The organism is Clostridioides sp. ZZV15-6383 (assembly GCF_020657735.1).
Taxonomy (GTDB): domain Bacteria; phylum Bacillota; class Clostridia; order Peptostreptococcales; family Peptostreptococcaceae; genus Clostridioides; species Clostridioides difficile_D.
Genome location: NZ_JAGWCV010000012.1, coordinates 25,359 through 51,811, shown reverse-complemented (window position 1 = coordinate 51,811; position 26,453 = coordinate 25,359). Strand labels below are relative to the sequence as shown.

25 protein-coding genes and 1 tRNA gene are annotated in these 26,453 nt (G+C 28.2%); 4 read left to right on the top strand and 22 right to left on the bottom strand.

Features of this window, described 5'->3' with window-relative positions; translation table 11 throughout:
• Positions 1–201: 201 nt before the first annotated feature.
• The 15 genes from KGF42_RS06735 to polA all read right to left on the bottom strand — a co-directional run bounded on the left by KGF42_RS06735 (position 202) and on the right by polA (position 15,232).
• Positions 202–1,173 carry an RnfABCDGE type electron transport complex subunit B gene (locus tag KGF42_RS06735; protein ID WP_227826013.1) on the bottom strand — a complete coding sequence of 324 codons (972 nt, stop codon included), beginning with the start codon at positions 1,171–1,173 and terminating at the stop codon, positions 202–204.
• Positions 1,174–1,188: 15 nt separating this feature from the next.
• Positions 1,189–1,764 carry an electron transport complex subunit RsxA gene (rsxA, locus tag KGF42_RS06730; RefSeq protein ID WP_003419046.1) on the bottom strand — a complete coding sequence of 192 codons (576 nt, stop codon included), beginning with the start codon at positions 1,762–1,764 and terminating at the stop codon, positions 1,189–1,191.
• Between the two features lie 14 nt (positions 1,765–1,778).
• Positions 1,779–2,372, bottom strand: a complete 594-nt coding sequence (locus KGF42_RS06725) for an RnfABCDGE type electron transport complex subunit E (RefSeq protein WP_003419045.1) — start codon at positions 2,370–2,372, stop codon at positions 1,779–1,781.
• A 12-nt stretch (positions 2,373–2,384) separates the two neighbouring features.
• Positions 2,385–2,954 carry an RnfABCDGE type electron transport complex subunit G gene (locus KGF42_RS06720; protein WP_003419043.1) on the bottom strand — a complete coding sequence of 190 codons (570 nt, stop codon included), beginning with the start codon at positions 2,952–2,954 and terminating at the stop codon, positions 2,385–2,387.
• Entirely contained in the window at positions 2,954–3,931 is a 978-nt protein-coding gene (locus KGF42_RS06715; RefSeq protein WP_227826007.1) for an RnfABCDGE type electron transport complex subunit D, read from the bottom strand. Before KGF42_RS06715 ends, KGF42_RS06720 begins: the two co-directional genes overlap by 1 nt.
• 22 nt (positions 3,932–3,953) lie before the next feature.
• On the bottom strand, positions 3,954–5,291 hold the full coding sequence (gene rsxC, locus KGF42_RS06710; RefSeq protein ID WP_227826006.1) for an electron transport complex subunit RsxC: 1,338 nt from the start codon (positions 5,289–5,291) through the stop codon (positions 3,954–3,956).
• A 215-nt stretch (positions 5,292–5,506) separates the two neighbouring features.
• Positions 5,507–6,451 (bottom strand): hypothetical protein, encoded by a 945-nt coding sequence (locus KGF42_RS06705; protein WP_227826005.1) that lies wholly within the window; start codon positions 6,449–6,451, stop codon positions 5,507–5,509.
• Between the two features lie 110 nt (positions 6,452–6,561).
• A complete protein-coding gene (locus tag KGF42_RS06700) occupies positions 6,562–7,842 on the bottom strand; it encodes a C40 family peptidase (protein ID WP_227820952.1) in 1,281 nt (426 codons plus the stop codon).
• A gap of 131 nt (positions 7,843–7,973) precedes the next feature.
• Complete coding sequence (locus KGF42_RS06695; protein ID WP_107595051.1) at positions 7,974–8,345, bottom strand: VOC family protein; 372 nt, start codon at positions 8,343–8,345, stop codon at positions 7,974–7,976.
• A gap of 276 nt (positions 8,346–8,621) precedes the next feature.
• Positions 8,622–9,221 (bottom strand): hypothetical protein, encoded by a 600-nt coding sequence (locus tag KGF42_RS06690; RefSeq protein WP_054273156.1) that lies wholly within the window; start codon positions 9,219–9,221, stop codon positions 8,622–8,624.
• Between the two features lie 201 nt (positions 9,222–9,422).
• Positions 9,423–9,635 carry a cation transporter gene (locus KGF42_RS06685; RefSeq protein ID WP_227820953.1) on the bottom strand — a complete coding sequence of 71 codons (213 nt, stop codon included), beginning with the start codon at positions 9,633–9,635 and terminating at the stop codon, positions 9,423–9,425.
• Positions 9,636–9,707: 72 nt separating this feature from the next.
• Entirely contained in the window at positions 9,708–11,426 is a 1,719-nt protein-coding gene (locus tag KGF42_RS06680; RefSeq protein WP_227826004.1) for an ABC transporter substrate-binding protein, read from the bottom strand.
• Entirely contained in the window at positions 11,426–11,980 is a 555-nt protein-coding gene (locus KGF42_RS06675) for a lytic transglycosylase domain-containing protein (protein ID WP_054273153.1), read from the bottom strand. Before KGF42_RS06675 ends, KGF42_RS06680 begins: the two co-directional genes overlap by 1 nt.
• On the bottom strand, positions 11,973–12,575 hold the full coding sequence (coaE, locus tag KGF42_RS06670; RefSeq protein ID WP_054273152.1) for a dephospho-CoA kinase: 603 nt from the start codon (positions 12,573–12,575) through the stop codon (positions 11,973–11,975). The genes KGF42_RS06675 and coaE overlap by 8 nt, the downstream gene beginning before the upstream one ends.
• 8 nt (positions 12,576–12,583) lie before the next feature.
• Complete coding sequence (gene polA, locus KGF42_RS06665) at positions 12,584–15,232, bottom strand: DNA polymerase I (protein WP_227826003.1); 2,649 nt, start codon at positions 15,230–15,232, stop codon at positions 12,584–12,586.
• A 318-nt stretch (positions 15,233–15,550) separates the two neighbouring features.
• On the opposite strand from polA, the gene KGF42_RS06660 reads away from it, so the two are divergent.
• The 4 genes from KGF42_RS06660 (at position 15,551) to KGF42_RS06645 (ending at position 19,977) form a co-directional block, all read left to right on the top strand.
• Positions 15,551–15,633, top strand: a tRNA-Leu gene (locus tag KGF42_RS06660).
• A gap of 539 nt (positions 15,634–16,172) precedes the next feature.
• Positions 16,173–17,582: an MBOAT family O-acyltransferase gene (locus tag KGF42_RS06655; RefSeq protein ID WP_227826002.1), complete on the top strand. Its 1,410-nt coding sequence runs from the start codon at positions 16,173–16,175 to the stop codon at positions 17,580–17,582.
• Between the two features lie 16 nt (positions 17,583–17,598).
• Complete coding sequence (locus KGF42_RS06650) at positions 17,599–18,792, top strand: alginate O-acetyltransferase AlgX-related protein (protein WP_227820957.1); 1,194 nt, start codon at positions 17,599–17,601, stop codon at positions 18,790–18,792.
• A gap of 114 nt (positions 18,793–18,906) precedes the next feature.
• Positions 18,907–19,977, top strand: a complete 1,071-nt coding sequence (locus tag KGF42_RS06645; RefSeq protein WP_227820958.1) for a hypothetical protein — start codon at positions 18,907–18,909, stop codon at positions 19,975–19,977.
• Positions 19,978–20,351: 374 nt separating this feature from the next.
• Here the strand turns inward: KGF42_RS06645 and KGF42_RS06640 are convergent, their stop codons facing one another.
• The 7 genes from KGF42_RS06640 to KGF42_RS06610 form a co-directional block, all read right to left on the bottom strand.
• Positions 20,352–20,795, bottom strand: coding sequence for a hypothetical protein (locus tag KGF42_RS06640; protein WP_227820959.1), 444 nt, complete (start codon positions 20,793–20,795; stop codon positions 20,352–20,354).
• Between the two features lie 2 nt (positions 20,796–20,797).
• On the bottom strand, positions 20,798–20,995 hold the full coding sequence (locus KGF42_RS06635) for a helix-turn-helix transcriptional regulator (protein ID WP_227820960.1): 198 nt from the start codon (positions 20,993–20,995) through the stop codon (positions 20,798–20,800).
• Positions 20,996–21,149: 154 nt separating this feature from the next.
• The gene (locus KGF42_RS06630; RefSeq protein WP_227820961.1) at positions 21,150–22,016 is read right to left on the bottom strand and encodes an AraC family transcriptional regulator; all 867 of its coding nucleotides are present in this window, start codon (positions 22,014–22,016) and stop codon (positions 21,150–21,152) included.
• Between the two features lie 208 nt (positions 22,017–22,224).
• A complete protein-coding gene (locus KGF42_RS06625; protein WP_227820962.1) occupies positions 22,225–23,094 on the bottom strand; it encodes a nitroreductase family protein in 870 nt (289 codons plus the stop codon).
• 503 nt (positions 23,095–23,597) lie between these two features.
• Positions 23,598–23,819 (bottom strand): hypothetical protein, encoded by a 222-nt coding sequence (locus KGF42_RS06620; RefSeq protein ID WP_054269644.1) that lies wholly within the window; start codon positions 23,817–23,819, stop codon positions 23,598–23,600.
• A gap of 500 nt (positions 23,820–24,319) precedes the next feature.
• A complete protein-coding gene (locus KGF42_RS06615) occupies positions 24,320–25,300 on the bottom strand; it encodes a hypothetical protein (RefSeq protein ID WP_227826001.1) in 981 nt (326 codons plus the stop codon).
• Between the two features lie 159 nt (positions 25,301–25,459).
• The gene (locus KGF42_RS06610) at positions 25,460–26,332 is read right to left on the bottom strand and encodes a metallophosphoesterase (RefSeq protein WP_227826000.1); all 873 of its coding nucleotides are present in this window, start codon (positions 26,330–26,332) and stop codon (positions 25,460–25,462) included.
• Between the last annotated feature and the right edge of the window lie 121 nt (positions 26,333–26,453).

Sequence of the window (26,453 nt, the reverse complement as noted above, 5' to 3'; positions counted from 1 at the left end):
CGTAATTTGTACCTATTTAGTCTATCACTATATTGTAAAAAATTCAACAGAAATGTCGAACCTTTTTTGTTACACTATTGTTATATTTATTACCATTAGAATAAATATACATAAAATAGAGGTATGGAAATTATTCCATACCTCTGTTTTATGTACCCATTAGAGATATGGAAATTATTCCATATCCTTATTTTGTCCATATTACAAAATTTTAATAGCTTTCTTTGGACATTTTTCCATACATAAATGGCATCCTACACATTTATCAGCATCTACCTTATGTTTTTCTTTTAATTCTCCTTCTATTGCATCAAACTTACATTGTTTTTTGCATACTGTACATCCAACGCAAAGTTCTTGGTCAATAGTAACTTTCTTTTTCTTAGTTATATCACCTGATATTACTTTTGTAGGGCATTTTGCTACACATTCCATACAGCCTACACACTTGCTAGGGTCTATCTTAGCTATTTTATTTTCAAACACTATAGCATCAAATTTACAAGCTTTTACACACATTCCACAGCCAATACATCCAGCAGTACATTTTTCCTTAACAGCTTTACCAAATTCCTTGCTGTTACACTCTACAACCACTTCTTGACTTTCTGGTTTTGTGATTATTATACCCTTAGGGCAAACTTCTTTACATTTTCCACAATTTACACATTTCTCTTCATCTATTACTGCCACTCCATCAACTATAGAAATAGCATCAAATTTACAAGCATCTTTACATGTTCCAAGACCTAAACATCCAAATTTACACATTTTAGCTCCTGAATTTAAAACATTTGCTGCTCTACAATCTGATATTCCTTCGTACTCATATTTATCTTTTGCACTTGAACAAGTTCCTTTACAAATAACTTTTGCTACTTGTTTCTCACCTGCTTCGGCACTTATTCCCATTATTTCTCCAACTTTTGCACCAACATCTGCTCCACCTACAGGGCAACCATTAACTGGTGCTTTTCCTTCAACTATTGCATTTGCAAGACCTCCACAACCTGGGAATCCACAACCACCACAGTTGGCTCCTGGAAGTACTCCTAGTATAGCTTCCACTCTCTCGTCTACTTCTACAGCAAACTTTTTAGATGCAAAATCTAGTACTATCCCGAAGATTAAGCCCATAATTCCTAAAACTAATACAGCTGTAAGTATCACTATTTTCACCCCTCTTTTTTATAGCTTTATAAGTCCTGTAAATCCTAAGAAAGCTATTGACATTAAACCTGCTGATATAAGTGTTATAGGGAAACCTTTAAATGCTTCTGGTATATCAGCTAACTCTAGTCTTTCTCTTATACCTGCGAATATTACTATTGCTAAAGTAAATCCAGCTCCGGCTCCAAATCCGTTTATTATTGTTTCTACTAAGTTATAACTTTTTTGAACATTAACTAGAGCTATACCAAGAACTGCACAGTTTGTAGTTATAAGAGGTAAATAAACTCCTAATGCTTGATATAAAGATGGACTCATCTTTTGAATTACCATTTCAACGAACTGAACTATAGAAGCTATAACCAATATAAAAGCTATTGTTTGTAAGAATCCAGTTCCAGTTTTTACTAATAAAATTTGTATAAAATAAGTTATAATTGAAGCTAGAGTTAAAACGAATGTAACTGCAACTCCCATCCCTACTGCTGTATCAACTTTCTTAGAAACGCCTAAGAAAGGACATATACCCAAGAACTGAGATGTTATAACGTTATTAACAAGAACGATACTTAAAAATAAAAGTATTAAATTCATTTATTACACCTCCACTACGCTTTTTTACTTCTTAATTTATTAAATCCTGCAAATAAGAATCCTAATGTTAAGAATGCACCTGGTGGTAATATAAATATTAATACTGGTTGGAAAGATGCTCCAAATAGTGTCATTCCAAATAAACTACCATTTCCAAGTAATTCTCTTACTGCACCTATTATTGTAAGTGCAACAGTAAATCCAAGCCCTTGACCCACACCATCAACTATTGAAGGCATAGCTCCAGTTTTGAAAGCAAAACTTTCTGCACGAGCTAGTATTAAACAGTTAACAACTATTAATGGTATATATATACCAAGAGCCTTATCAAGGGCAGGAACATATGCTTTTAAAAGCATACCTACTATTGTAACAAATGTAGCTATAACTACTATAAATATAGGTATTCTTATCTTATCTGGCGTAATTTTTCTTATTAAAGATATAACTAAATTTGCACATATTAAAACTGCTGCTGTTGAAAGACCCATACCGATTCCATTTATTGCTGAAGTTGTAACGGCTAGTGTTGGACACATACCTATAACTTGAACAAATGTTGGGTTCTCATCTATTAGCCCATTTTTAAATACTTTAGCTAAATTCATAATTAACCCTCCTTATTTATTAAGAGCACTATTGAAAACATCTATAGCGGCATTTACTCCTGTAGTAACTGCTGTAGATGTAATAGTTGCACCTGATATTGCTAATATTTGATTATCTGCTGTCGTACTTCCTTTTGCTACTTCAAGAGGTTCAGCAGTTTTTCCTTTGTATTGACCTTTAAATGCATCATCCTTAGCTTTTGCTCCAAGTCCAGCTGTTTCTGACATATTACCAATGTCAACGCCTGTAACTTGACCCTCAGATGATATACCTACCATAACTTCAATTTCTCCACCATATCCACTTGGTTTAGCTTTTAAAGTATATCCAACTACTTCAGAACCATCTAATCCTTCATACACTTCAGCTATAAGACCATCTCCAAGGTCTTTATAAGTACTTTTGTCCATTTCTTTAAATTCTTTTGCTTCTGGAAGAACTGCTTTTCTAAGTTCATTATTTGCTTGTATATTTCTTTGTTCTATTACTGGAGCTGTAACTTGGTTTGTAGCTCCAAGTGCTAATGCGGCTATAGCACTTATAGCAAGTAAAGTCCCACCTAGTCTTACCATACTATTCATTATTTAGCCACCTCCCCAAACACTCTATTTCTAACAAACTTATCTATAAGTGGAGCAAGACAATTTACTAGTAATATTGAGTAAGATACACCTTCTGGATATCCACCATACATTCTTATAACAGTTGTTATAAGACCAGCTAATACAGCGTATATTATTTGACCTTTCTTAGTCATAGGCGAAGTTGTATAATCCGTAAGCATGAAGAATCCACCTAACATAAGTCCTCCAGCAAACAGTTGATATATTGCGAAACTTATATTAAATCCACCTAAAAGGAATGTTAATATAAATACAGTTGCTATGTAAAATACTGGTATAACATAATTTATTATGCCTTTATACATTAGGTATACTCCACCTAATAATAATAATATTGCTGATGTTTCACCTATACATCCACCAATATTACCAATCATCATATTAGCAAGACTAATTCCATTATTAGAAAGGTCTGCTAATCCCGCAGCTCCATTTTTCAAAAAGCTTAATGGAGTTGCTGTAGTAACTGCATCTAAATTTTTACCTATCCAGTTAACACCTGGTTGAGTCCAAGCAGTCATTGCTACTGGAAATGATGCTAATAAAAATGCTCTTGCAGCAAGTGCTGGGTTGATAAAGTTACATCCAATTCCACCAAATACCATTTTAACTACTAATATTGCAAATATTCCTCCTACTAGACACATCCACCAAGGAAGTGATGCTGGTACGTTAAATGCTAATAATAATCCTGTGACAACAGCTGAAAAATCTCCTATAGTACTTTTTTGCTTCGTAAATTTTTGATATAAAAATTCAGTACCTACTGTACCAAGTATACAAAAAAACATAGCACTCAAAGCATTAAGTCTAAAGAAGTATACTCCTGCTACTGCTGCTGGAAGGAGTGCTATAATAACTTGTTTCATTATATATGAAGTATCTTCATTACTTCTCACATGAGGAGAAGATGATACTATCAACTTATTTTCCATCGTTTTTCCCCCTTAACTTTCTTTATTTCTGAGCAGCTTGCTTTCTTCTCTTTGCTCCTATTTCTCTCTTTGCTGATCTTATAGATTGAAGTAATGGCCTTCTTGCTGGGCAAATAAATGAACAAGACCCACATTCTATACAATCCATTGCTCTATGATATTCAGCTGTGTCATAGTCATCTTTTAAAGAATATGCACTTATGAAAAGTGGTTGTAAGAATGATGGACATACATCTGTACATCTTCCACATCTTAAACAGTTTTGAATATCTGGAGTACGTGATTCTTCCTCATCCAAACATAAAATTCCTGAAGAACCTTTATTAGTTGCTATTTCAGTAGTATACTGGGCTATTCCCATCATAGGTCCACCCATTATAACCTTACCAACCTTCTTATCTTCTTTAAATCCACCACATTGTTCTATTATTTCTGAAACTAATGTTCCAACTTTTGTTATTAGGTTCTTTGGTTCTTTTATGCAACTACCCGTTATTGTAGTGATTCTTTCTACCAAAGGCATACCTGTTTTAATAGATTTAGCTATTTGTGCTGCTGTGGCAACGTTGTCAACAACTGCACCTGCTGCTATTGGTAATCCACCAGATGGAACTTCTTTGCCTGTACACGCATAAATAAGTTGTTTTTCTGCTCCTTGTGGATATTTCACTTGAAGACCAACAACTTCGATTTCACTATAATCTTTAGCTGCATTTTGAATTGCTTCTATAGCATCTGGTTTATTTGTTTCAATTCCTATAAATCCTTTTTTAACATCTAATACCTTCATTAATGCTCTTAAACCAAATACAACATCTTCTGGATTTTCCACCATCAATCTGTGGTCTGCAGTTAAATATGGTTCACATTCTGCACCATTTAATATAACTACTTCTGCTTTGCTATCTGGTGGAGGAGATACTTTTACATGGTTAGGGAATGTAGCTCCACCCATACCTACTATTCCTGCCTCTTTTATGATACCTACTATATCTTCTTTGCTCAAATCCTCTAACTGACCTTTTGGTTGAACACTTTCATGTAATTCTTCCTTAAAGTCATTTTCTATAACTACACATTGAGCTGAACCACCTGGTACTTCATGTTGTTCAATAGCAATAACTTTACCTGATACCGAAGAATGAACGTTACATGAAACGAAACCTTGTTGTTCACCTATTTTTTGCCCAAACTTTACTTCATCACCAACTTCAACAATAGGTTTAGCTGGTGCCCCTATATGTTGCTGAAGAGGAATGTAAACTATCTTTGGAGCTTGAGCTTTTTCAAGTGCCTTTGTGTTAGAGTACTCTTTTCTATATGGAGGATGTATCCCTCCCTTAAAAGTTAAGAGTTTCATTGTTTTACCCCCTTATCTATAAAAAAACATTTTTTCTGTCTTCTATAAGTATACTATATATATTAAAAAATCTTAACAATTGTTAAAAAAATATCCGTATTTTTATAATTTATTTTATAAATCAACATCCCTATATTAAGCCAAAATCAGGAAAAGGATTGCTTAATTAAACAATCCCTTTCGTATAGCTTTCTAAAGTCCAAATTTTCTGTATTTTATTTTATAGAATTTATGAACATAGAATACTCTTGCATAGATGATAAAAGTAGACTTTCACTTACGCTATATTTTTCTTCATTTGCAGCTTTTGAAGCTGTATCAATTTTTTCATTCACATTCTTTACATACTCTATTAAATTATCTTTAAATAAACTCATTTCAGAATAATCAATCTTTTCAGCCTCTTTTGATATATTTTGTGATATTGCCTTTCTATTTGTCAAAATAGTATTATATTTTTCCATATCTACATTATTTTCAGCATTCGACCAAAAACTTGATTCTTCTTTAAAGTTTGTTATTAATTTATTTAATTCTTTGGATATACTCTCTATATAAGCATAATTACTTGTATATTCTAAAGATAACATAGGTGCATCTAAATGTGATAAAAATGCATCTGGAAATACCTTTCTTACACTACTTATATGCTTTCTAACATCATTTTCATCAAAAGAAGAATATGTCTGTATTTTTTTTACACCTTCCTTCTCCATAACTGAAAAAGGTATATCATTATTAACTAATGATGTTTGTATTTTTTTTAAATCATCATTATTATCTATTGCAGCAACTTGAATAGTATACATATCCCACCCTTCTATAGTGGCTAATTTAACTTCTTCTGGTTCTTTAGCTTTATTTACTGTTTTTTCTGGATTAGTTTTCTGTTTATCATCTGAATTGGTTTGTGATTTAGATTTTTTTCCGTTTTTTATTGAATTTAATTCATCAGATATATCTTTATAAGTTATATCTGATGAATTATTTAGAAATGGTATTTTAGCCGATACATACTCCAATATCTTACTATCTTTTATTTTTGTATAAGAATAATAGCCGATTAGACACAAGCAAGCAATCGTTATAACGTATTTACGCAAATCAATCTTATGTCTATTATTATTAAATCCTCTGTATATCGTTTTTCTTCTATTCATTAGTTTGTCCCTCCCAAAATTATATTATTAATAAAGTATATTTTTAAGAGTCACAATTTATGAATACAAATAATTATTTGTTCTAATTTTTTAATAAGAAATCATATTTATTAAGCAAATCTTCTTGCCCCAAGTAGTGCTTTAGACCAATATGAACTGGTTAAATTATCCACTTTAACCTTATTAGGATTAGTCTGAGTACCACTACAATGAATAAATCTACTGTTACCTACATATATACCTACATGATTAGTTGTTCCATCACCATCAGTATCAAAATAAACTAAATCTCCTGGTGCATAATTTCCCATAGAAACTGAACTTCCAAACTTAGCTTGTTCTCTAGAAACTCTAGGAATAGAAATACCTACAGAGTTTTTAAAAACATACTGTGTGAATCCAGAGCAGTCAAATTTATCAGGTCCTGATGCTCCCCATTGATATGGTATTCCAATAAGAGTATACGCAAAGTCTACTATTGTTGAGCCTTTTGCTGTAGATTTATCTGAATTTCCAGTAAATGATGAATTTGAATTACTATTAGATTGAGAATTCTGATTAGATGATGAATTTGAATTTTCTTTTGTACCTTCATTAGTCTCAGAAATATAGTTAGCACTCACCCATCCAGTTGTTCCATTTGATAACTTTACTTTATACCATCCACTATTCTTAGCTTTTAATTCAACAACATCTCCACCATTTAATTTTCCTATTATAGAATAGCTTGTCCCAGGACCACTTCTTACATTTAAGCTTACAGTAGATGTTACCTTACCATTTTTACCTTCAATTGACTCTTCACTAGATGGTTTTTTATCAGAATTATTAGTAGTATTTGAGTTTGAATTATTGGAATTATTTGTCCCAACATCTTCTGATGTTTTAGAAATATATTGACTACTAGCCCACCCAGTAACCCCATTTGATAGCTTTATTTTATACCATCCATTGCTTTGTTCTAATAATTTTACTACATCTCCATTATTTGCCTTACCAACTAATGAATAGTTAGTACCTGCACCACTTCTTATATTCAGTCTAGAACTCACATTTACCTTGCCATTTCCACTTACAGTTGTTCCACTTGAAGTTGAATTACTTTGATTTGATGTGCTTTCAGATGAACCACTTGTTGATATGTATTTTGCACTTCCCCATCCAACAATAGAACCCGATACTCTTACTTTATACCATCCATTAGATTTTTCTAAAATCTCTACAGCTTTTCCTTTGTATAATTTTGCTACTTTGTCACAATTAGTACTTGGCCCACTTCTTATATTCAAGGCACTTGCTGTTACTATGCCTTTTTCAAGAGCACTTGCATTTATGGAGCTAACAGATACTGCCACTGCTCCAATTCCTAAAGCTGCTATAGCTTTCTTCACTAATATCACTCCCCCCAAAAAAATTTTATAATCATAAAGTCATAACATTATTATCCATTTTTAGTACCTATAATTTAATGATAACTTATTCTATTATTAATTGTAAAGAAATTATAAATATATCCTTAAAATTAATGATTTTTAGGAAGTATTTCAATCCAATAATTATCTGGGTCTGCTATAAAATAAATTCCCATACTTTCATTTTCAAAACATATACAATCTAAATCTTTATGAAGTTTTTTTGCCTCATCAAACTCCTCAACTTCTAAAGCTAAGTGAAATTCATTATCTCCTAAATTGTATGGTCTGTCCCAATCTCTAAGCCAAGTTAATTCTAATGTATGACTAGTAATGCCATCTCCTAAATAAACTAATATAAAACTTCCATCTTCTGCTTCCTTACGCTTTACTTCTTTAAGACCTAAAGCTTTATTATAAAAATCTAAACTTTTCTCTAGGTCAGTGACATTGAAATTATTATGGCAAAAATTAAACTTCATTTTGAAATCACCCTCCAATTTTTATTTTTTTTATATTATATCATTATTATAAATTTATTTAAATCACATTAAGTTAAAAATTTGAATAATACGGTTTAGTTACCAAATAATGGTAAATTATTTAAAGGAATATGTCAAAAAAAGAATAAGCTCTCTCAAACGCATAAAATTTATAACCAAGTTATATTTAATCATGCAAATTAACAGAACTTATTCTTTAAAATTTTTATAATTAATATCTCACTTCATTTAATTCCAAGTAAATCAATTAAAGCTTTAATTTTTAATCTTTTCTTTGATAATATAATTTATTACTTTTTTTCTAATATCTTCAGCATTATAATCATCTTCTACTTCTATATCCAAAAGTTTTGCTATTGACTTCATATCTTCCCTAGTCTTTGATCTATAGCTTGATATTAATTCATCTTTTATTTTCTCAGGTTCTAAAAGATATTCTTCATCTCCTCTTTTGAAAACAACATATTTTTGAGCATATGAACTTCTATTATAGTATATATATCTTGATATTTTTCTTAAAATTTGATTATATGAAAGTCGCTTGTTAATATCAAGTTTTAAGTACTCTGAAAAGGCAAATAGCTCTTTTTTTGATTTAAATAATGCTTCTTTCTTTATGGTTCTTGATATTGAAGTTACACTTTCTTGATATGCACACTTTTTTAACATTTTTAAATATACTCTATTAAGACCAATACTTTGATTGAATTTTTTAATGTTATTATTAATAATCTTATCCAGGTTACCTTCAAAGTATTTTTTTGCTCCTTTTTGTGATACATAACTCTCAAGTTCTTTGTGGGCCATATCAAGTATCATTTTTTTTAAATCTTCTTTATATCCCCTAGATTCCATGATACTCCCTCCCTTAGCTATTTATAGTATATTCAAAAAGCTTAAGAAATGTGATTCATCACAAAATTTTTTTTACTTTTTATGTATATATTAATTTAAAAGGGGAGATAATAGTAATGTAAAATCAAACATACTCAATCTCCCCCATTTTTAGACCTCTATTACTCCCCCAATAGAGGTCTTTTTTTAGTTTATTATCTTCTATTCAATTCCCTTTAATTCAAACCCTAACTCTTCTATTACTTCTTTTAGTTTTTCAATTGATACATCATCTTTCATATCTACAGATGCACACTTATTTCCTAAATTTACATCTAAAACTTCAATACCATCTATATCTTCTGTTAATGCAGTTTTAAGATGATTTACACAATGACCACAACTCATACCTTCTACTAATAGTTTCTTCTTCATTTAATTACCTCCTTATACCCTACAAGGGTATTTTACCATATAGTTTAAACTTTTTAAATACCAATCAATAATTTAATTTGATTCATTCGGTTTTATATCTAGATTAGAAATTCCCTCATATACATCAAAATCATTTGGAGTAATTTTGCCTTTTAATCTACTATTACTTACAATATAGTTGTTTCTGATAGCTAAACTTATAAATGTTGCATTATCTTTTACATATGTCTGTACATTTTTGTATGCTTTTTTTGTTTCAATTTCAGATGCAGAACTTGTAAGTGCAAACATATATCCATTCAACTTATCATCAGTATATCCACTACTTGCTATGATACTGCTTGCATCTGGCACACTTGATAGTTTCCATCCAACCAACGCTAAATCATAGTTTTTAGAATTAAGGGCATTTTCCATGTCTTTATCTGATAGCTGATTTATTGTATTATTTATTCCTATAGCTTTTAAATTTTCACTTATTATATTTGCAGTTTTTATTCTCTCACTATTATCTCTGTTTACTATTATTTTTAAATTCATCTCAGAAAGTCTTTTCTTTACTTCCTCTTTTTCTCTATTTTTCTTATCCTCAGCTTCTTTTTTGATTCTATCAGCTTCTGCTTTTTTAGCTTTTGCTTCTTCTTCTGGAGTAAGTTTCTTTGTATTCTTTTTAGGTGATTTTTTTTGATTTTTTTCTGCTTTATTGTCCTTTGGATTTACTAAGTTTACATTTGCATATTCTACTTTAGCAAGACACTCTATTGCTTTATCTTTATTAAACTCTAAATCTTTCATTTCGCTATTATAATATTTTGACTTTGAATTAAGTGGAAAATTAACTGGAGTAGCATCATCCATATAACCTTCACTAATAATTCTATCTTTATTTATAGAATGTGCAATTGCTTTTCTAAAATTAACATCTTTGAAAAAAGGATTATTATAATTAAATAATACACACTCATAATCTCTACCTTGATATTTTGTTATATTAAATTCTTTTTCTTGAAACTTACTTAAATCATTTAATTTAACATTGGTTATATCACTATCAAGAGCCATAACCATAGAGGTTCTTGCATCTTCATTAGGCACCATACCCACTTTTATATTCTTCATGGTATTTAGAACTTCTTCATAATAATCTTTGTTTACAGATAAAACCATTCCTTCTCTTTCTGTATATGATTCTATTTTATATTTCCCATTTCCAATCATATTATTATTCTTGTCATTTACATCTTTTGAATCTAAATGATTTTGAGATACTATTGGAAAAATTAAACTGTCAATAGAAAAAGCATATCTAGCTTTAAATTTTATTGTAAAATCTTTATCTGATTTAATATTCACAGAAGCTATATTTTTGGTAAGTTCATTATATGGGCTATCTGCACTTTTTTGAATTAAACCAATAGTATAATTTACATCATTTGAAGTAACAGCTTTTCCATCATGCCATTTTGCATCTTTTAGCTTTATATCTATACTCATTCCATCCTGAGCTATATTATACTCCTTAACTAATTGAGGAGTCACATTATAGTTCTCATCTATAGTAAATAAACCATCATAAACCAAATTCATTATATAACCAACAGATTTATCAGTATTAATTATAGGGTTTATGGTTTTTGGAGTTACCATAGTTAAGTTTATATATTTAGCATCTATAGAACTTTGACTTTTTAAACTTGAATCACTACTACTTTGTTTTGTTTTAGTATTACTACAACCAACTACCATAAGAGTTATAGCTAAAATAACTGTTAAGACTTTTATTCTCTTCATTAGTTTTTTCCTTTCTTGCCATATATCTCATTATAATGTTTATAATTATTTTTAACTTTTTCTACATACTTTGAAGTTTGCTTAAAGGGTATATCATGTAGATTTTCTCCATCTTTACTATATTCATTATTTTCTAACCATTTTCTCACATTACCTGAACCACCATTATATGCAGCTATTACTAAATCCAATTTACCAAACTCTTTGTATAACTTATTTAAGTACCAACAACCAAGTCTTATATTAGTCTCTGGGTCGAAAATATCGACATTTTTTAGATTTAATTCCTCTGCTCCCCAATCTCTAGTTATATCTAATATTTGCATTAATCCCTTTGCTTCTTTTTTTGAAACAGCAGAACTATTAAACTTACTTTCGGCTTTTATAACACTGTAAACTATATTTTCATCTAAATTGAATTCTTTAGAATACTTTTCTACATATTCTGAATATTTTTTAGGATATAAAAATTTATGTATTACTTTGCTTTCCATTAATAGTGCTCCAAATAAGATTATAAAAATAGATAGAATCAATACTTTCTTACTATTCACGCCAATTCTCCTTCATGTACTCAATAAATTTATGTGCTTTACTTTCTAATTCAGTTATTGTTCCCGAATTATCTATTATATAATCACCATATTTGGATTTTTCTTCCTGGCTCATTTGTGAATTTATCCTACTAAGTGCTTCTTGCTCACTACAATTATCCCTCTTTTGTATTCTACTAATTTGTACTTGTTGTTTACAAGTAACCACTAATAGCTTGTCAACCATCTCTAAAAAACCACTTTCTACCAATATTGCTGCATCTAATACTACTATACTTTCACCTTTTTTTCTTACTTCTTCTATTTCACTTATTATTTTTTCTCTTATTCGTGGATGAGTCAAATTATTTAACTCCTTAAGTTTTTCTTCATTATTAAAAACTATTTTACCAAGAGCTTTTCTATTTAGAGTTCCATCATCATTTTTTATATTTTGTCCAAAATGGTCAAACACTTTTTCTAATAACAACTTATCATCAAATATTTCTCTAGATATAATATCAGCATCCACTATAGAAATGTTAAGATTCCTAAATATATTTGATAGGCTGCTTTTTCCACAGCCTATTCCTCCTGTAAGTCCTAATATCAACATAAAATCACCTACTTTGTCTCATACCAAGAACTACCTACATTTAAATCTACATCTAAGTGAACATCCATATTTACGGCATTTTCCATTTCTTCTTTTACTATTTTCTTAACTATATCTATTTCATCATCAATTGCTTCAACTATCAATTCATCGTGAACTTGTAGTATAAGTTTTGATTTCAAATTATTCTCTTCCAATTTTTTATGAACATTTATCATAGCAATTTTTATTATATCTGCTGCACTTCCTTGTATTGGTGCATTCATTGCAAATCTCTTTCCTCTATTTCTTTCCATAAAATTACTTGACTTTATTTCTGGTATATATCTTCTTCTGTTTAAAATTGTTACAGCATATCCATCCTCACTAGCCTTTTCTACTGTTGTGTCCATAAACTCTTTTATTTTATGGTATTTAGCAAAATAACTTTCGATATATTCTTTCGCCTTTGGAACAGGTATATTTAAATCATCAGCTAGGCCAAAGTCACTTTTACCATATATAATACCAAAGTTTACAGCTTTAGCTGCACCTCTCAATTCACTAGTAACATCTTCCATAGGAACATTAAAAACTTGTGAAGCTGTTTTGGTATGAATATCTTCATGATGTTTAAATGCTTCTATCATATTTTCATCCTGACTCATATGTGCAAGAACTCTTAGCTCTACTTGTGAGTAATCGGCATCAACCAACTTACAGTTATCATCTGCAATAAACACTTTTCTTATTTTTCTACCCATTTCCATTTTTATAGGTATATTTTGAAGATTTGGTTCTGTAGATGAAATTCTTCCTGTAGTTGTTATAGTTTGATTGAATGATGAATGAATTCTATTGCTTTCTGGATTTATTATATTCAAAAGCCCTTCAACGTAAGTAGAATTCAACTTTACTATTTGTCTATACTCAGTTATCTTATCTATTATTGGATGTTTATCTCTTAATTTTTCTAGAACATCTGCATTAGTTGAGTATCCAGTTTTAGTTTTTTTAATTATTGGAAGCTCTAATTTTTCAAATAATATAACACCCAATTGTTTTGGTGAATTTATATTGAATGGCTCTTTTGATAATTCATAAATTTCCTTTTCTAGTGTAGCTATTATTTCTTTAAACTCTACACTCAATTCATTCAATATACTTTTGTCTACTTTTATACCTTCATACTCCATATGCCCTAAAACTTCTACTAAAGGCATCTCTACATGATAAAAAAGACCATCCATACTCATATCTATTAGACTTCTTTCCATCATAGGAACTGTTTCTTTAACTGTGCATATTATTTGACCCATATACTCAGCTAAATCCTCAAATTCTAAATCTTCATAGTTTTTAGATTTAACACCTTTTCCTAATAATTCTTCTTTTGATTTAACCTTTTTTGATAAATACTTCATAGCTATTGCACTACAATCATATGAAGTAGATGAAGTTGAATCTATTAAATACTCAGCTATTGTTATATCAAAATACATATTTTCTAAATTTATATTATATGGTTTTAAAGATATATAATCATCTTTTAAATTATATCCATATTTTTTGATTTCGTTATTTGAAAGTACGCTATCTAATTTTGTTATTTCATCTAAATTTATATAATATATTTTTTCTCCATCTACACTTATAAAAATATATATTATATTTTTTTCAAGTATATTACCTTGTCCTCTAACAGTTTTTAAAATAACTTGTCCTTTTTTATTTACTTCATCTATAAATTTTTCTATGTCTTTTAATTTTAATATTTCTATTTTTTCTTCTACTTGTTTTGTATCATCTGAATCTACTAAATCAACTAGTCTTGATAATAGACTTGTAAATCCAAAATATCTAAATTTATCTAAAAGTTCATCTTTATCATAATCACCAAAAATCATACTATCTAAATTTACTTCTATTGGTACATCTCTTATAATAGTTGCAAGTCTTTTACTTTGAATAGCTATTTCTTTATTTTCTTCTATTTTCTTTTTTACACTACCTTTAAGCTTATCTGTATTCTCTATTAAGTTCTCTATACTAGAAAACTCTTTTATAAGCTTTATACCTGTTTTTTCACCTATTCCAGGTACTCCAGGTATATTGTCCGACTTATCTCCCATAAGACCTTTTAAATCAATAAACTGTGTTGGGGTCATCTCATATTTTTCAATCACAGAATTAAAGTTATATTCTTCTACTTCTCCAACTCCTTTTTTTGTTATAAGAGTAGTTGTATTATCTGAGGCAAGTTGAATAGCATCTTTGTCTCCAGTTACTATGTATACCTGATATCCATTATCTTCTGCTTTTTTAGAAACAGTTCCTATAATATCATCTGCCTCATAGCCATCTATTTCTAACCTGTTTATTTTAAATTTATCTAAAAGGTCCTTTAATGGCTGTAATTGTTCTGCCAATTCATCTGGCATTCCCTTTCTTCCAGCCTTATACTCTTTATATTCTAAATGTCTAAATGTAGGTGCTTTCCTGTCAAAAGCTACACTTATATGTGTTGGTTTATATATATCTATCATTTTAAATAGCATTGTTGTAAATCCATATATAGCATTGGTCTTTAACCCTTCTTTATTATTCATCTCTGGTAGAGCATAAAAAGCTCTATTTATTATTGAATTTCCATCTATTATAATTAATTTTTTTTCCAAATTGTATCACTCCTAAAAATTATCTATTTTTGTAACATATATATTATATACCAATATACTGTTATTTAATATTCCCATAATAATAATAGTATATTAAAATTAAATATGTTGCAAATAATATATTTTTTTGCTATAATAATATACATGACATGCCCGAGTGGTGGAATTGATAAATACAAAGGACTCAAAATCAACTCTGTTGATTCATAAGTTTTTATAATGTTTTACAGTTTGATGAGTATTTTGTATTCAATATTCCTCTTGCATATTCCTGGAAAATTTGGTAGGATATACAAGTAACTCGGATTTAAAATATAAGCCGCTGTGGCGGAACTGGCATACGCATACGACTCAAAATCGTACGGGAAACCATATGGGTTCGAGTCCCATCAGCGGCACCAATAAATTAAAACTCTTTAGTATATACTAAAGAGTTTTTTTATTGTAATATTTTTTCATCTTTGTTTTCTAGCCTTGCATATCAATCATCATTATTCAGTATAACGATTCGATATTATTTTAAAGTATTTGTCATTTAAAACAAACTTGTAATAAAGCATATCTGAAAGTATTCTGACCCCAATACTTAATAAAGAGTTCTTTTTAAAATTATAGATATAAACAATATCTATCTTAATGAACTGTATAGAGCCACAACCAAAGGCAAACACATATAGTTAAGTAATATATCCTTGATTTTTCTTTATTGTTTTATTATAAGAGCTTTATTAATTCATTATAATATTATATCATTTTAAAAAAATTATGTAAAAAATCAAAATTTACATATATATTAATTAAAATTGCAAAAACACAGTTAAATTTGTACAATTAACTACTTAAAACTTGAAAATACTTCCTTTGCTATATATTTTAAATAAAGATATAATTTATTTGGTTAAGAAAAGAAGTGGTAAATATAAAAAATAAGGAGTCTAATATGATATTCAGTAGTTTAATATTTTTATTTTTATTCTTTCCAGTCACACTCATTTGCTATTATTTGGTGAATCCTAAGTATAAAAATGCTATGTTACTTCTAGCAAGTATTGCATTCTATGCATGGGGAGAACCAAAATATATACTTTTAATGACGCTATCAATAATAGTTAATTATATATTTGGTATTAAAGTTTCTGACAGTAAAGATAAAAAAATATGGGTTATACTCTCTGTGATTTACAATATATCTATTCTTGGTGTATTCAAGTACAGCAATTTCTTTGTAGATAATATTAATTTTTTATTCAATACAAATATAACTATATCTGAGATTAAATTACCTTTAGGTATCTCATTTTTTACATTCCAGATAATGAGCTATGTAATAGATGTATATAGAAATGATGCTAAAGTACAAAGAAAATTAACTAATCTAGCATTATACATAAGTTTATTCCCTCAACTTGTGGCAGGTCCTATTGTTAGATATCAGACTGTGGCAGATAGCATTGAGCATAGAGAACACAATTGGGACAAATTTACTCAAGGCGTAAACAGATTTGTTGCTGGTCTTGGAAAAAAGGTAATTCTAGCAAATCAATTAGGTATAATCGCAGATGGTGTATTTAATAAGTCAGCTGGAGATTTATCAAGACTTGAGGCATGGCTAGGTATAGTTTGTTATACATTTCAAATATTCTATGACTTTAGTGGCTATAGTGATATGGCTATTGGTCTAGGTAAGATGTTTGGATTTGAGTTTTTAGAAAACTTCAACTATCCATATATATCTCAAACAGTATCTGAGTTTTGGAGAAGATGGCATATATCTTTAGGTACTTGGTTTAAAGACTATGTGTACTTCCCATTAGGTGGAAGTAGAGTTTCTAGGGCAAAACTATATAGAAATCTATTTGTAGTATGGTTTTTAACTGGTATGTGGCATGGAGCTAGTTGGTCTTTTATTATATGGGGTCTATATTATGGAATATTAATATCAGTAGAAAAAGCATTCTTAGAAAAGTTTTTATATAAGATGCCAAGAATTATAAGACACATATATTTACTTCTTATAGTCATGATTGGATGGGTATTCTTTAGAGTAGATGATTTACCAAAAGCTATTAAATTTATAGGCATTATGTTTGGTGCTGGAAATTATCCAGCTATCAGCAATGCATTCAATGTATTTATGATTGAATATTGGTATGTAATTGTTGGGGCAATCCTTCTATCAACTCCTATTGTAGAAGTTATAAAGTCATTAGTAACTAAAAATAATGAAAATACACTAAATGGCATAGTGTGTCAAGTTGCTAATATGGCTTTCATTGTTGCTTGTATGTTTATTGTAATGGTAATGTTAAGTAGCTCAACTTATAATCCATTCTTATACTTTAGATTCTAATTTTGGAGGTATAGACATGAATAAAAATAAACCAAGGGTTGTTGCCATTTCATTTTTAATTATAATATTTGGATTTTTTATATTAAGCTTTACACTTCCAAAGAAAAAATTAAGTATAACTGAAAATAGAAATCTTGCAAAATTACCGACCATAGAAAATTTAAAAAAAGGTAACTACATAGCTAAATTTGAAGAGTATTTTAATGACCATTTTCCATTTAGAGATGAAATGATATCAATAAATACAAAATCTCAAGCTAGTTTAAATAAAACTAAGGTAGGTAACTATTATTTAGGAAAAGATAACTGGATATTAGGTATGTTTCCAAAAACTTTAGACCAAAACCAATTGAGTAGATATAAAAAGTCTATTAATTACTTATCTGGCCTAAGTAAAGATATGGGAAAAGATGTGTATTTTACAATGATGCCACATAAATCTAATATGCTAAAGCATTTATATCCTAAGTATACTGATAATATGGATAATATAGATACAAATTTAAAGAATTTTAAAAATACATTAAATCCAGATTTAATTAAATATATAGACATGGATGAGTATTTTTTAAGTAACTATTCAGATAAAGAAAGAGAAAATTTATATTTTAAAACTGACCATCACTGGACTGGATATGGAGCATTTGAAGGCTTCAAGATGATAGCATCAAATATGGACTTAGGTCTATCTAAGCAAGATTTGGACAAGCATTTTAACAGCTATAAAAAGTCTATAGTTACTGATAAGAAGTTTGTAGGAAGTTATAATCAAAATATAGATATGCTAATTAAAGAAAATGAATATATAGTTTATATGACAAAAGACAACCAAGATTATAAATTTGATATAAATGGGAAAGAAAAAGAAGAAAAAGAAGTTTATGCAACTAAAAGAGATGATAAAGAGTGGGATTATGGTGGTGCATACATTAGAGGAGCTAAAACTAATATATTAACTATAAAAAATCCTAAAGCATTAGTAGATAAAAAAATACTAATATTTAGAGATTCATATCAGGCTCCTACAACACTTTTATTTGCTGATATGTTTAAAGAAGTAGAAATAGCAGACCCTAGAAATATAAGCTCAATAAATAAAACATACAAAGAAATAATTGAAGAAAGTAATGCAGATATTGTAATGTTTATGTATAATAGTTCTGGGTTTGATTCAATGATAGATTCAATGATAGATAAAGGAATAAAGTAGCCAATAAAAAGCCTCTATTAAATTCAAAATTTAATAGAGGCTTTTTATTGTTTATTTTTTTATTGCTTTGGTAAAAATAAGCTAATCAAAATAAAAGGAAGGAGATATAGAATATTGAATAAAAGACATAATATACTTATAGTATCAGTGATATTATTGATGGGCTTAATTAGCTTTAATAATAAACAAAATTATATTACAATGAAAGAAGTTTTTAATGCTCATATTACGCAGAGTCAAAATAAAAAAATTAAACAAAAATATTATCTAACTGAGGATGGATGGCTATTAGGCAAATTTGCTAAATTATTACCTGATTATCATATAAAATCTTACTCCAAAGCCATTAATAACTTGAGTAACTTAAATAGTAAAAAGGATTTTTACTTTGTTTCACTTCCTCATAAGACAAATATGCTTAAGCACTTATATCCAAGTGATATAGAAGGTAAAAATAATATAGATATTAACAAAGAAAACTTAGAAAAGCAGTTAACAGATATAAATTTCTTAGATACAGATGATTACTTTTATAGAAGTTTTACCGAAAAAGAAAGAGAAAACTTCTTTTTAAAAACAGACCATCACGGAAATTCGTTAGGTGCATTTGAAGAGTATAAGTTTATGCTTGATAAATTAGACCTTGGCTTATCTAAATCAGAAATAGATAACCATTTAAAAAGATACAGTACTCGATATGTAAATGACAAGGTCTTTATAGGTAGTTATAACAAAAAGATGGGATATCCACTTAAGAAAAAAGAGTCTATAAGCTATGTTGAAATAAGTGATGCAAAGTACAAATATTTTATTAGTAATGGTACTAAAGACACTGAGATTAATGAAAATATCATAAAAGCAAAATTAAAAGATAAAAAAGAATGGGACTATGGTGGAGCTTATATGAGAGGTTGTGATTGTAACATACTTAAAATTAGAAATTCAAGCTCTTTAACTAATAAAAAGGCCCTTATATTTAGAGATTCGTATCAAGCACCTATGACCTGGATGTTGGCTGATACTTTTAAGGAACTCGAAATACTAGATCCTAGATATATTAAAAATATAGATATGACTTATGATGAGATAATTAAAAACAGTAATACGGATGTAGTTTTATTTATGTATAATAGCTTTGGATTTGCTGGAATGATACAAGAAATGATTGACAAGGGAATAGTATAACAATTTGAATTAACTCCTTTTTTGTATAAAAAAGGAGCTCCCAACAATCCCTAATCTATATGATAATTTAGCACATCTGTTTAACAATAGAAATAAAATCACAAAGATTCTTAGACAACCATTTATCTTTATGATAAATTAGTTGAGAAACAATTTTATAATTTGTATGATATGGAATCTTAATTAATTCATTACTTTTTAATTCTTTCTCTACTGCAATCTATAATCTTTAACCACAAAAAGCCACAAAATACAATATATACTTATGGCTTTTTATAAATTTATATAATTGTATATAAAGATACATTCAAAAACTGCCTTAAGAATCTAAAGTTTAAAAATCCAACATTTTTATTATGAATTTAAACTTTTTATTACAACTTTTTATCTAATTTATTATATACAACAACACCACAAATAAATTGAAATAAAATAAGCAGTCCAAGAACAACTAAAACCCAATTGCTTATTACCACTACAGAAAATACACTCAATATAGAAACAATAAATATAAGAATTACGAAAACATAAGACATGATTTGATTAGTAATACGTCCAGATTTATCACGTAACATAATTCTTCTTTCATCATTCATCTCTATCCTTTGATTTTTTATCTTTTCTTCATACTCTACTGCTTTTTCAGGTTTACTCCAATACATATATTGAAAAATCATCCATACCCCAGGACCTAAAGCAGCTCCAGATAATCCCCAAATAAAAGCCTCAAATGAAAACTCAGTAAATGTAGCCAACAAAACAAGTAAAATTCCACAAATAAAATATACAATTCCAACATATAACATATTCTTTTTCATTTTTACTCCTCCTCATAAATAAATATTTCCTCAATACTCATATCAAAGTATCTAGATATCTTAAAAGCTAAGATGATAGAAGGATTATATCTACCATTTTCTAATGAACCTATAGTTTGTCTTGATACTTGCAAAGCAGAGGCAAGTTCTTCTTGTTTTATGCCTCTTTCTTTTCTTATTTCTTCTAATCTATTTTTCACATCTGTACCCCTTTAATATCTTAATTATGGAAAGTTTACTTTCCATAATTATACAACTATATTCCATTTATGTCAAGCTTGCTTTCCATATTTACAAAAAAATAACAGGCTATTTTAAGCCTGTAATTTTAGAATTTCATGTTATTTATTAATTTTAACATTGCTTCTGAATTGGAATCCAAACTTCTGTAGTATAATTAGGAGCATTGATATCGCCATTAGGATAAAGTTCAATATCTGGTAAATTAGCATACACATATCCAGAACTTGGTAACCACTCAGTAATAATTCTTTTTTGCAATTCCTGTATTGCCAAAGCATTTGGCATTGGAGAAACACATTCAAATACTGCCCATGTACCTGATGGTATTAAGTATTCATGAGTATTTTCTAATACAGGCTTATCTGTTGGAGCAGCAATATAATAATCTAACCCTTTACTATTTGTGCATACACTAACTCCAAGCAATCCATGAGGTTCGTTATTTATTAACTCTGAAAGTTTATCAATTGTTCCATTTTTTATGGATTTAGCCCATAGCTTAGGAACTTTATCAAAACACTCTTCTACAATCATATTCATACTTTCTTTTATACCAACAATACGGAATCCTTTCTTTTCTACAATACGATATTGCATTTCTACATTCCCTTTTACATAAATACTCAATGTCATCTTAGGATATGCTTTTAAAACAACTCCCTTTGCCCTAGCTGCAGATGGGGAAATATTATGTATATTTTGAAAAGCTCTATTAAAAGATGTTGGTGAATCATAACCATATTTCTCGGATAGTTCTAAAATTTTAATGTTACTATTCTGTAGTTCAAATGCCGCTTTAGTCATACGTCTTCGTCTAATATATTCAGACAATGGCACATCTGCAATATATGAAAACATTCGTTGAAAATGAAAGGTTGAACAACATGCGATTTTTGCTGCTTCTGCATAATCTACTCCACTTTCAAGATTATCTTCAATATAAGTAATAGCTTGATTTAATTTATTTATCCATTCCATTTGATATTACCTCCAAGCAAAGTATACAGTCTAATAAAATAATATACCTCTCTATTCATGCACAAAATTGTAAGCATTTAAATTCACAGGTATTTTTTTATTCATAGATGTAATAAATAAAAAAGTTCAATAACATTATATTATAGAATGCTATTGAACTCTTTATAAAAATTAATTTAAGTGTAGTTAAATTAATTATTAAATTACCTTATATATTACAATATCCAACTATCTTATAGTCTTCTGGTACTTTATAATCTTTATCTGGAGTACCTAAATTCCATTTTAACTCAAACATAGTTGCACTTATTATTGTTGCAAAATAAAGCATAACTATACCTACATCTATTTTTTCTTCATATAAATTAGTATGACCATCTTTTCGAACTGCTAAAACTACAGTACCTCCATCAACTATAAATCTCCATGGTTGTCTGTTTAATGTAGATGGAGCTAATCTTGCATAGTGAAATGCATCAAGAAGTGCTCTTTCTTCTAATATTTCTATATTTGCATTATTTCCCCATTCATTCATATAAACAACATCTTCTACCCCTAGTCTAGAAGAACCATTATCTGTTACAACTTGCATATCAGATTTTGAATAATTTCCCCCAGTCTTTGTAGCATTTAATACTTTAGTGCTACTTACATTTTCTCCATATCCAATAGCTATAATTCCTGTTACCTCTTTATCTGAATTAATTCCAAGTTTTTCTCTTACCTTTTTGCTATCTTCAAAAGTAACCCAACAAGAACCTATTCCAAGTTCTGTTACTTTGAAGATTATATTTTCTCCTATGTACCCTGAATTTTCAATGTAATTATCTTTTACATCAGATAATATTATAATATAACTTGGAGAATCTATCATATTCCCTTTATATCCTGCCACTTTATCTAAATTGTCAAAAACATCACTTCTATTCATAACTCTTATATCAACATCTATTTCTGGAACTAGTTTCTTGCAAGATTCTGAGTATTTCTTAATTTCACTAAGATATTCCTCTTCAATATCTGTGTTTTTATATTCTCTAACAGACTTTCTATTTAATATGATTGTTTTATAATTCATAAGTTTTATCCTCCCCAAACTAGTATTGTCTTAATTATATACCCATTAATATACTATTTTACTCATTTACTTAATAAATAATAATTACAATTTTGTAATAATTATTTATTAATAGTATTCCACTTTTACATTAATAATGACCAGTTATGCAAAATCCATTGCCAACCTTCAAATAAAAACATATTATAAAGGTAATATAAAATAACAAACAAATCTTAACAAAAAATTAAACTTTTTTTACACGAAAGAAGGCTTCCCGTTGCCTTCTTTATTTTTATAAAAAATAAGCTGTTCCTAAAATGATTTCACATTTTTGAAACAGCCAAGTTATTTTATAATGACAACTATAATTTGAGGATGTGAGGGATAGTTGTCATTATAATTTTAGGGTAATTATATTATGTTTTAAGCTAGTTCTTTCTATATTTATATAATACATTTTATATATGAATTTTATATGAGATTGGTATAAATGGTACATGAAATTGCATATATTTATTATATTAAATCTTATTATTACATTTTCCACAACAATATTCATATGTCTCCACATTATTTGGAATATTTACAAATACAAATTCTTTACAGTTCTCACAATACTTTAATATAGATATAGTTCCACAAGTGTAACATTCAAATGTTACACAATCCTCATTTTCCTCTACTATTTCAAACTTTTTACTATGTTCACCACACTCTGGGCACTTGTGATTATTTACATTCATAAATACTCCTCCTTATTAGTATAGTTACATGTCAAAAACTTAATTAATGTATTCTATATTACTTATTATATATTCTATAATAAATCATATTCTAATATAATAAAACAAATTAAATAAAAAAAAACCATAAATTTTAAATTTATGGATTAATTCTTGTAATGATAACTCTATTTGAGGATGTGAGGGAGGGTTATCATTACAATAGGGTATTATATTATGGTTTTTAAGCTAGTCTTTCTATACTTTATATAATACATTAACTATATGAATTTTATATGATTTTTACATAAATATTTTATGAAATTTAAATTTTTTAGTTATTTTGAAATTTGTAAAAAGTTCTCTGAAAATCCATAACATCATAAAAAACCAACATTTAAGTAAAACATCATAAAAAAATTTGTTCAATAATTTTAACAAGTTATATCACCTCATTATAATTATTGACACAAACTTAAATAGACAATCTACAAATCCCCTATAAAACTTAATTTTAATACTTATTGATACATAATCTCTAGTTTATCAATCCTATTTTGCATCTCTAAGAAAATTTCTTCAACGGAATTGTCAAATATATTGCCTAAATAAATTCTTTTATCTTTTTGAAGTGAATAAGATTTTACGCTACCATCAGAAGAAATGTGTAAATGACTCCATTCTGCACCATATTTTGAAAACCTCTCCTTTGTATCTTTAAATCTCATATCCTCTATTTTTATTGCTTTTTCCCTGTCTCCTCTTACTACCGTATGTCCTCTTTTTATTAAACTAGTTATTTTTATATCTTCTTTTAATTTAACATGTGTATCATCATTTTTTGAATATACTTTCCATATCACTTTATGGCGATAATTATCTAATTCTTTTATTAAGCTCCTATCAATAGTAAAACTATCCTTAGTTACTACAACTAAATCAAAATGGTCTAGCATATATTGAAATACTTCTCTCATATTTTTATTTTTTAAAATGTCCTCACCAATAACCTCTATAAATCTACAGCCTTTCTCATACATACACTTTAATAGACTTGTGATTTCAGAGAAATACTTATTTGTATTATTATTTCCGTCTATTTCTATAGTAAAATACAAAGGAGTTAGATATGTTTTATTTCCTGTTATCTCAAATACACTTGATAATGTCTGTATCTCATCTTCAAAAGTTAAATACACATTCTCATAAAACATAAAAAATTCCATCACTTTTTCTCTCACATCAGGGATATTTCTATATCTGTTGAATAATATATTTATTATATCTTCAGTAGTATTTTTCCCATCACATTCTACCAGTACAACAATTTGCTTCCAACTTAAGCTATCCACATTTCCTATACTTTTTTTATATCCATTTGCATCATCATAAATAGGACCAATTATGATGTTTTCTTTTGGCCACATATGAACCCTCGTTCCATCTTTTAATTTTGGATATTTATTTCTTACAGACTCATAAAATCTACTTGTATCACCCATGATTTTTTACTACCCCCCATATTTTAAACATTCTATGCTAAAAATAGCACTTTATTTTTATTAATTCAACAATTATTCAAAATTGGTCATTATACATGTTTAACTGGATTTCACATCAACTTTATTTATATGTTATTGATGTTTATATGCAAAGTCTTACTAATTAGACTTCAATATAATCTTAACTATTTCTGGTTTACAATTAAGTCTAATTAGAACTTTTGAACCTCCTAAGCCCTTATTTAAAATCATAGTGCTATTATCTTTTTCATATTTTCCCCAATCATATTTAGGAAAGAATTCTCTATTTGGAGATAATACACCTCCAATAAAAGGTATTCTTATTATGCCACCATGAACATGTCCAGCTAAAACTAAATCTGCTCCCCATTTTGCATATTTTTCAAAGAAAAATGGTGTATGAGATAAAAGTATATTATATTCATTTTCATTTACTTTACCCAGATTATCTTCTATAAAATTGTCACTTAATTCTAACTTTTTATTATTAGCAAAAAAATATGGATAGCATTCTAACGGTATAATTAAACCATATAAATTAAGATAACTATCTCCTCTATATATTCTTACAGATTCATTTTCCATATTTATTATTTTCTTTGAATATAACTCCTTAAAATAACCTTTATATAGATGCTTGTACTTTTTTATCAAAGATTTTTGTTCATGATTTCCAATTATATGGTATACTTCATATTTTTCTACCAAATTATCTATTAAATCTAATGCAACTTGAAAATTTTTATTTTCTCCATCAACTAAATCTCCTGTTATAAATATAACATCTGGATTTAATGACTCAATTTTATCTATCAATATCTTATTATTATTTTTATCAAACATCTTATTATGTAAATCACTCACTTGAACTATTTTAAAGTCATCAAATTCTTTTGGAATCTTCTTGTTGAAAATAGTATATTCTGTCGTTTCTATATTTTTAGTTTCATACTTATACAGAATATACAATAATGCTAATACTAATACTGTCAATAAAATCTTTATAATCATATTATCTTCCTCTTTATTCTATTTTATTAATATTATTATAATGCTTTTATGTTTTTTTAAAACAATAACATCAGCACATATATATAAATCTTTTCGACATTATAAAAATAAGTTATCCTTT

What these genes read in the sequence shown, in the direction of transcription:
- KGF42_RS06705 (WP_227826005.1), bottom strand. Translation starts at nt 6,451, where the DNA reads ATGAATAGAAGAAAAACGATATACAGAGGATTTAATAATAATAGACAT.
- KGF42_RS06690 (WP_054273156.1), bottom strand. Translation starts at nt 9,221, where the DNA reads ATGGAATCTAGGGGATATAAAGAAGATTTAAAAAAAATGATACTTGAT.
- KGF42_RS06650 (WP_227820957.1), top strand. Translation starts at nt 17,599, where the DNA reads ATGAATAAAAATAAACCAAGGGTTGTTGCCATTTCATTTTTAATTATA.
- rsxA (WP_003419046.1), bottom strand. Translation starts at nt 1,764, where the DNA reads ATGAATTTAATACTTTTATTTTTAAGTATCGTTCTTGTTAATAACGTT.
- KGF42_RS06725 (WP_003419045.1), bottom strand. Translation starts at nt 2,372, where the DNA reads ATGAATTTAGCTAAAGTATTTAAAAATGGGCTAATAGATGAGAACCCA.
- KGF42_RS06685 (WP_227820953.1), bottom strand. Translation starts at nt 9,635, where the DNA reads ATGAAGAAGAAACTATTAGTAGAAGGTATGAGTTGTGGTCATTGTGTA.
- KGF42_RS06680 (WP_227826004.1), bottom strand. Translation starts at nt 11,426, where the DNA reads ATGAAGAGAATAAAAGTCTTAACAGTTATTTTAGCTATAACTCTTATG.
- KGF42_RS06715 (WP_227826007.1), bottom strand. Translation starts at nt 3,931, where the DNA reads ATGGAAAATAAGTTGATAGTATCATCTTCTCCTCATGTGAGAAGTAAT.
- rsxC (WP_227826006.1), bottom strand. Translation starts at nt 5,291, where the DNA reads ATGAAACTCTTAACTTTTAAGGGAGGGATACATCCTCCATATAGAAAA.
- KGF42_RS06640 (WP_227820959.1), bottom strand. Translation starts at nt 20,795, where the DNA reads ATGAAAAAGAATATGTTATATGTTGGAATTGTATATTTTATTTGTGGA.
- KGF42_RS06720 (WP_003419043.1), bottom strand. Translation starts at nt 2,954, where the DNA reads ATGAATAGTATGGTAAGACTAGGTGGGACTTTACTTGCTATAAGTGCT.
- KGF42_RS06615 (WP_227826001.1), bottom strand. Translation starts at nt 25,300, where the DNA reads ATGGGTGATACAAGTAGATTTTATGAGTCTGTAAGAAATAAATATCCA.
- KGF42_RS06695 (WP_107595051.1), bottom strand. Translation starts at nt 8,345, where the DNA reads ATGAAGTTTAATTTTTGCCATAATAATTTCAATGTCACTGACCTAGAG.
- KGF42_RS06655 (WP_227826002.1), top strand. Translation starts at nt 16,173, where the DNA reads ATGATATTCAGTAGTTTAATATTTTTATTTTTATTCTTTCCAGTCACA.
- KGF42_RS06610 (WP_227826000.1), bottom strand. Translation starts at nt 26,332, where the DNA reads ATGATTATAAAGATTTTATTGACAGTATTAGTATTAGCATTATTGTAT.
- KGF42_RS06630 (WP_227820961.1), bottom strand. Translation starts at nt 22,016, where the DNA reads ATGGAATGGATAAATAAATTAAATCAAGCTATTACTTATATTGAAGAT.
- coaE (WP_054273152.1), bottom strand. Translation starts at nt 12,575, where the DNA reads ATGTTGATATTAGGACTTACAGGAGGAATAGGCTGTGGAAAAAGCAGC.
- KGF42_RS06625 (WP_227820962.1), bottom strand. Translation starts at nt 23,094, where the DNA reads ATGAATTATAAAACAATCATATTAAATAGAAAGTCTGTTAGAGAATAT.
- KGF42_RS06620 (WP_054269644.1), bottom strand. Translation starts at nt 23,819, where the DNA reads ATGAATGTAAATAATCACAAGTGCCCAGAGTGTGGTGAACATAGTAAA.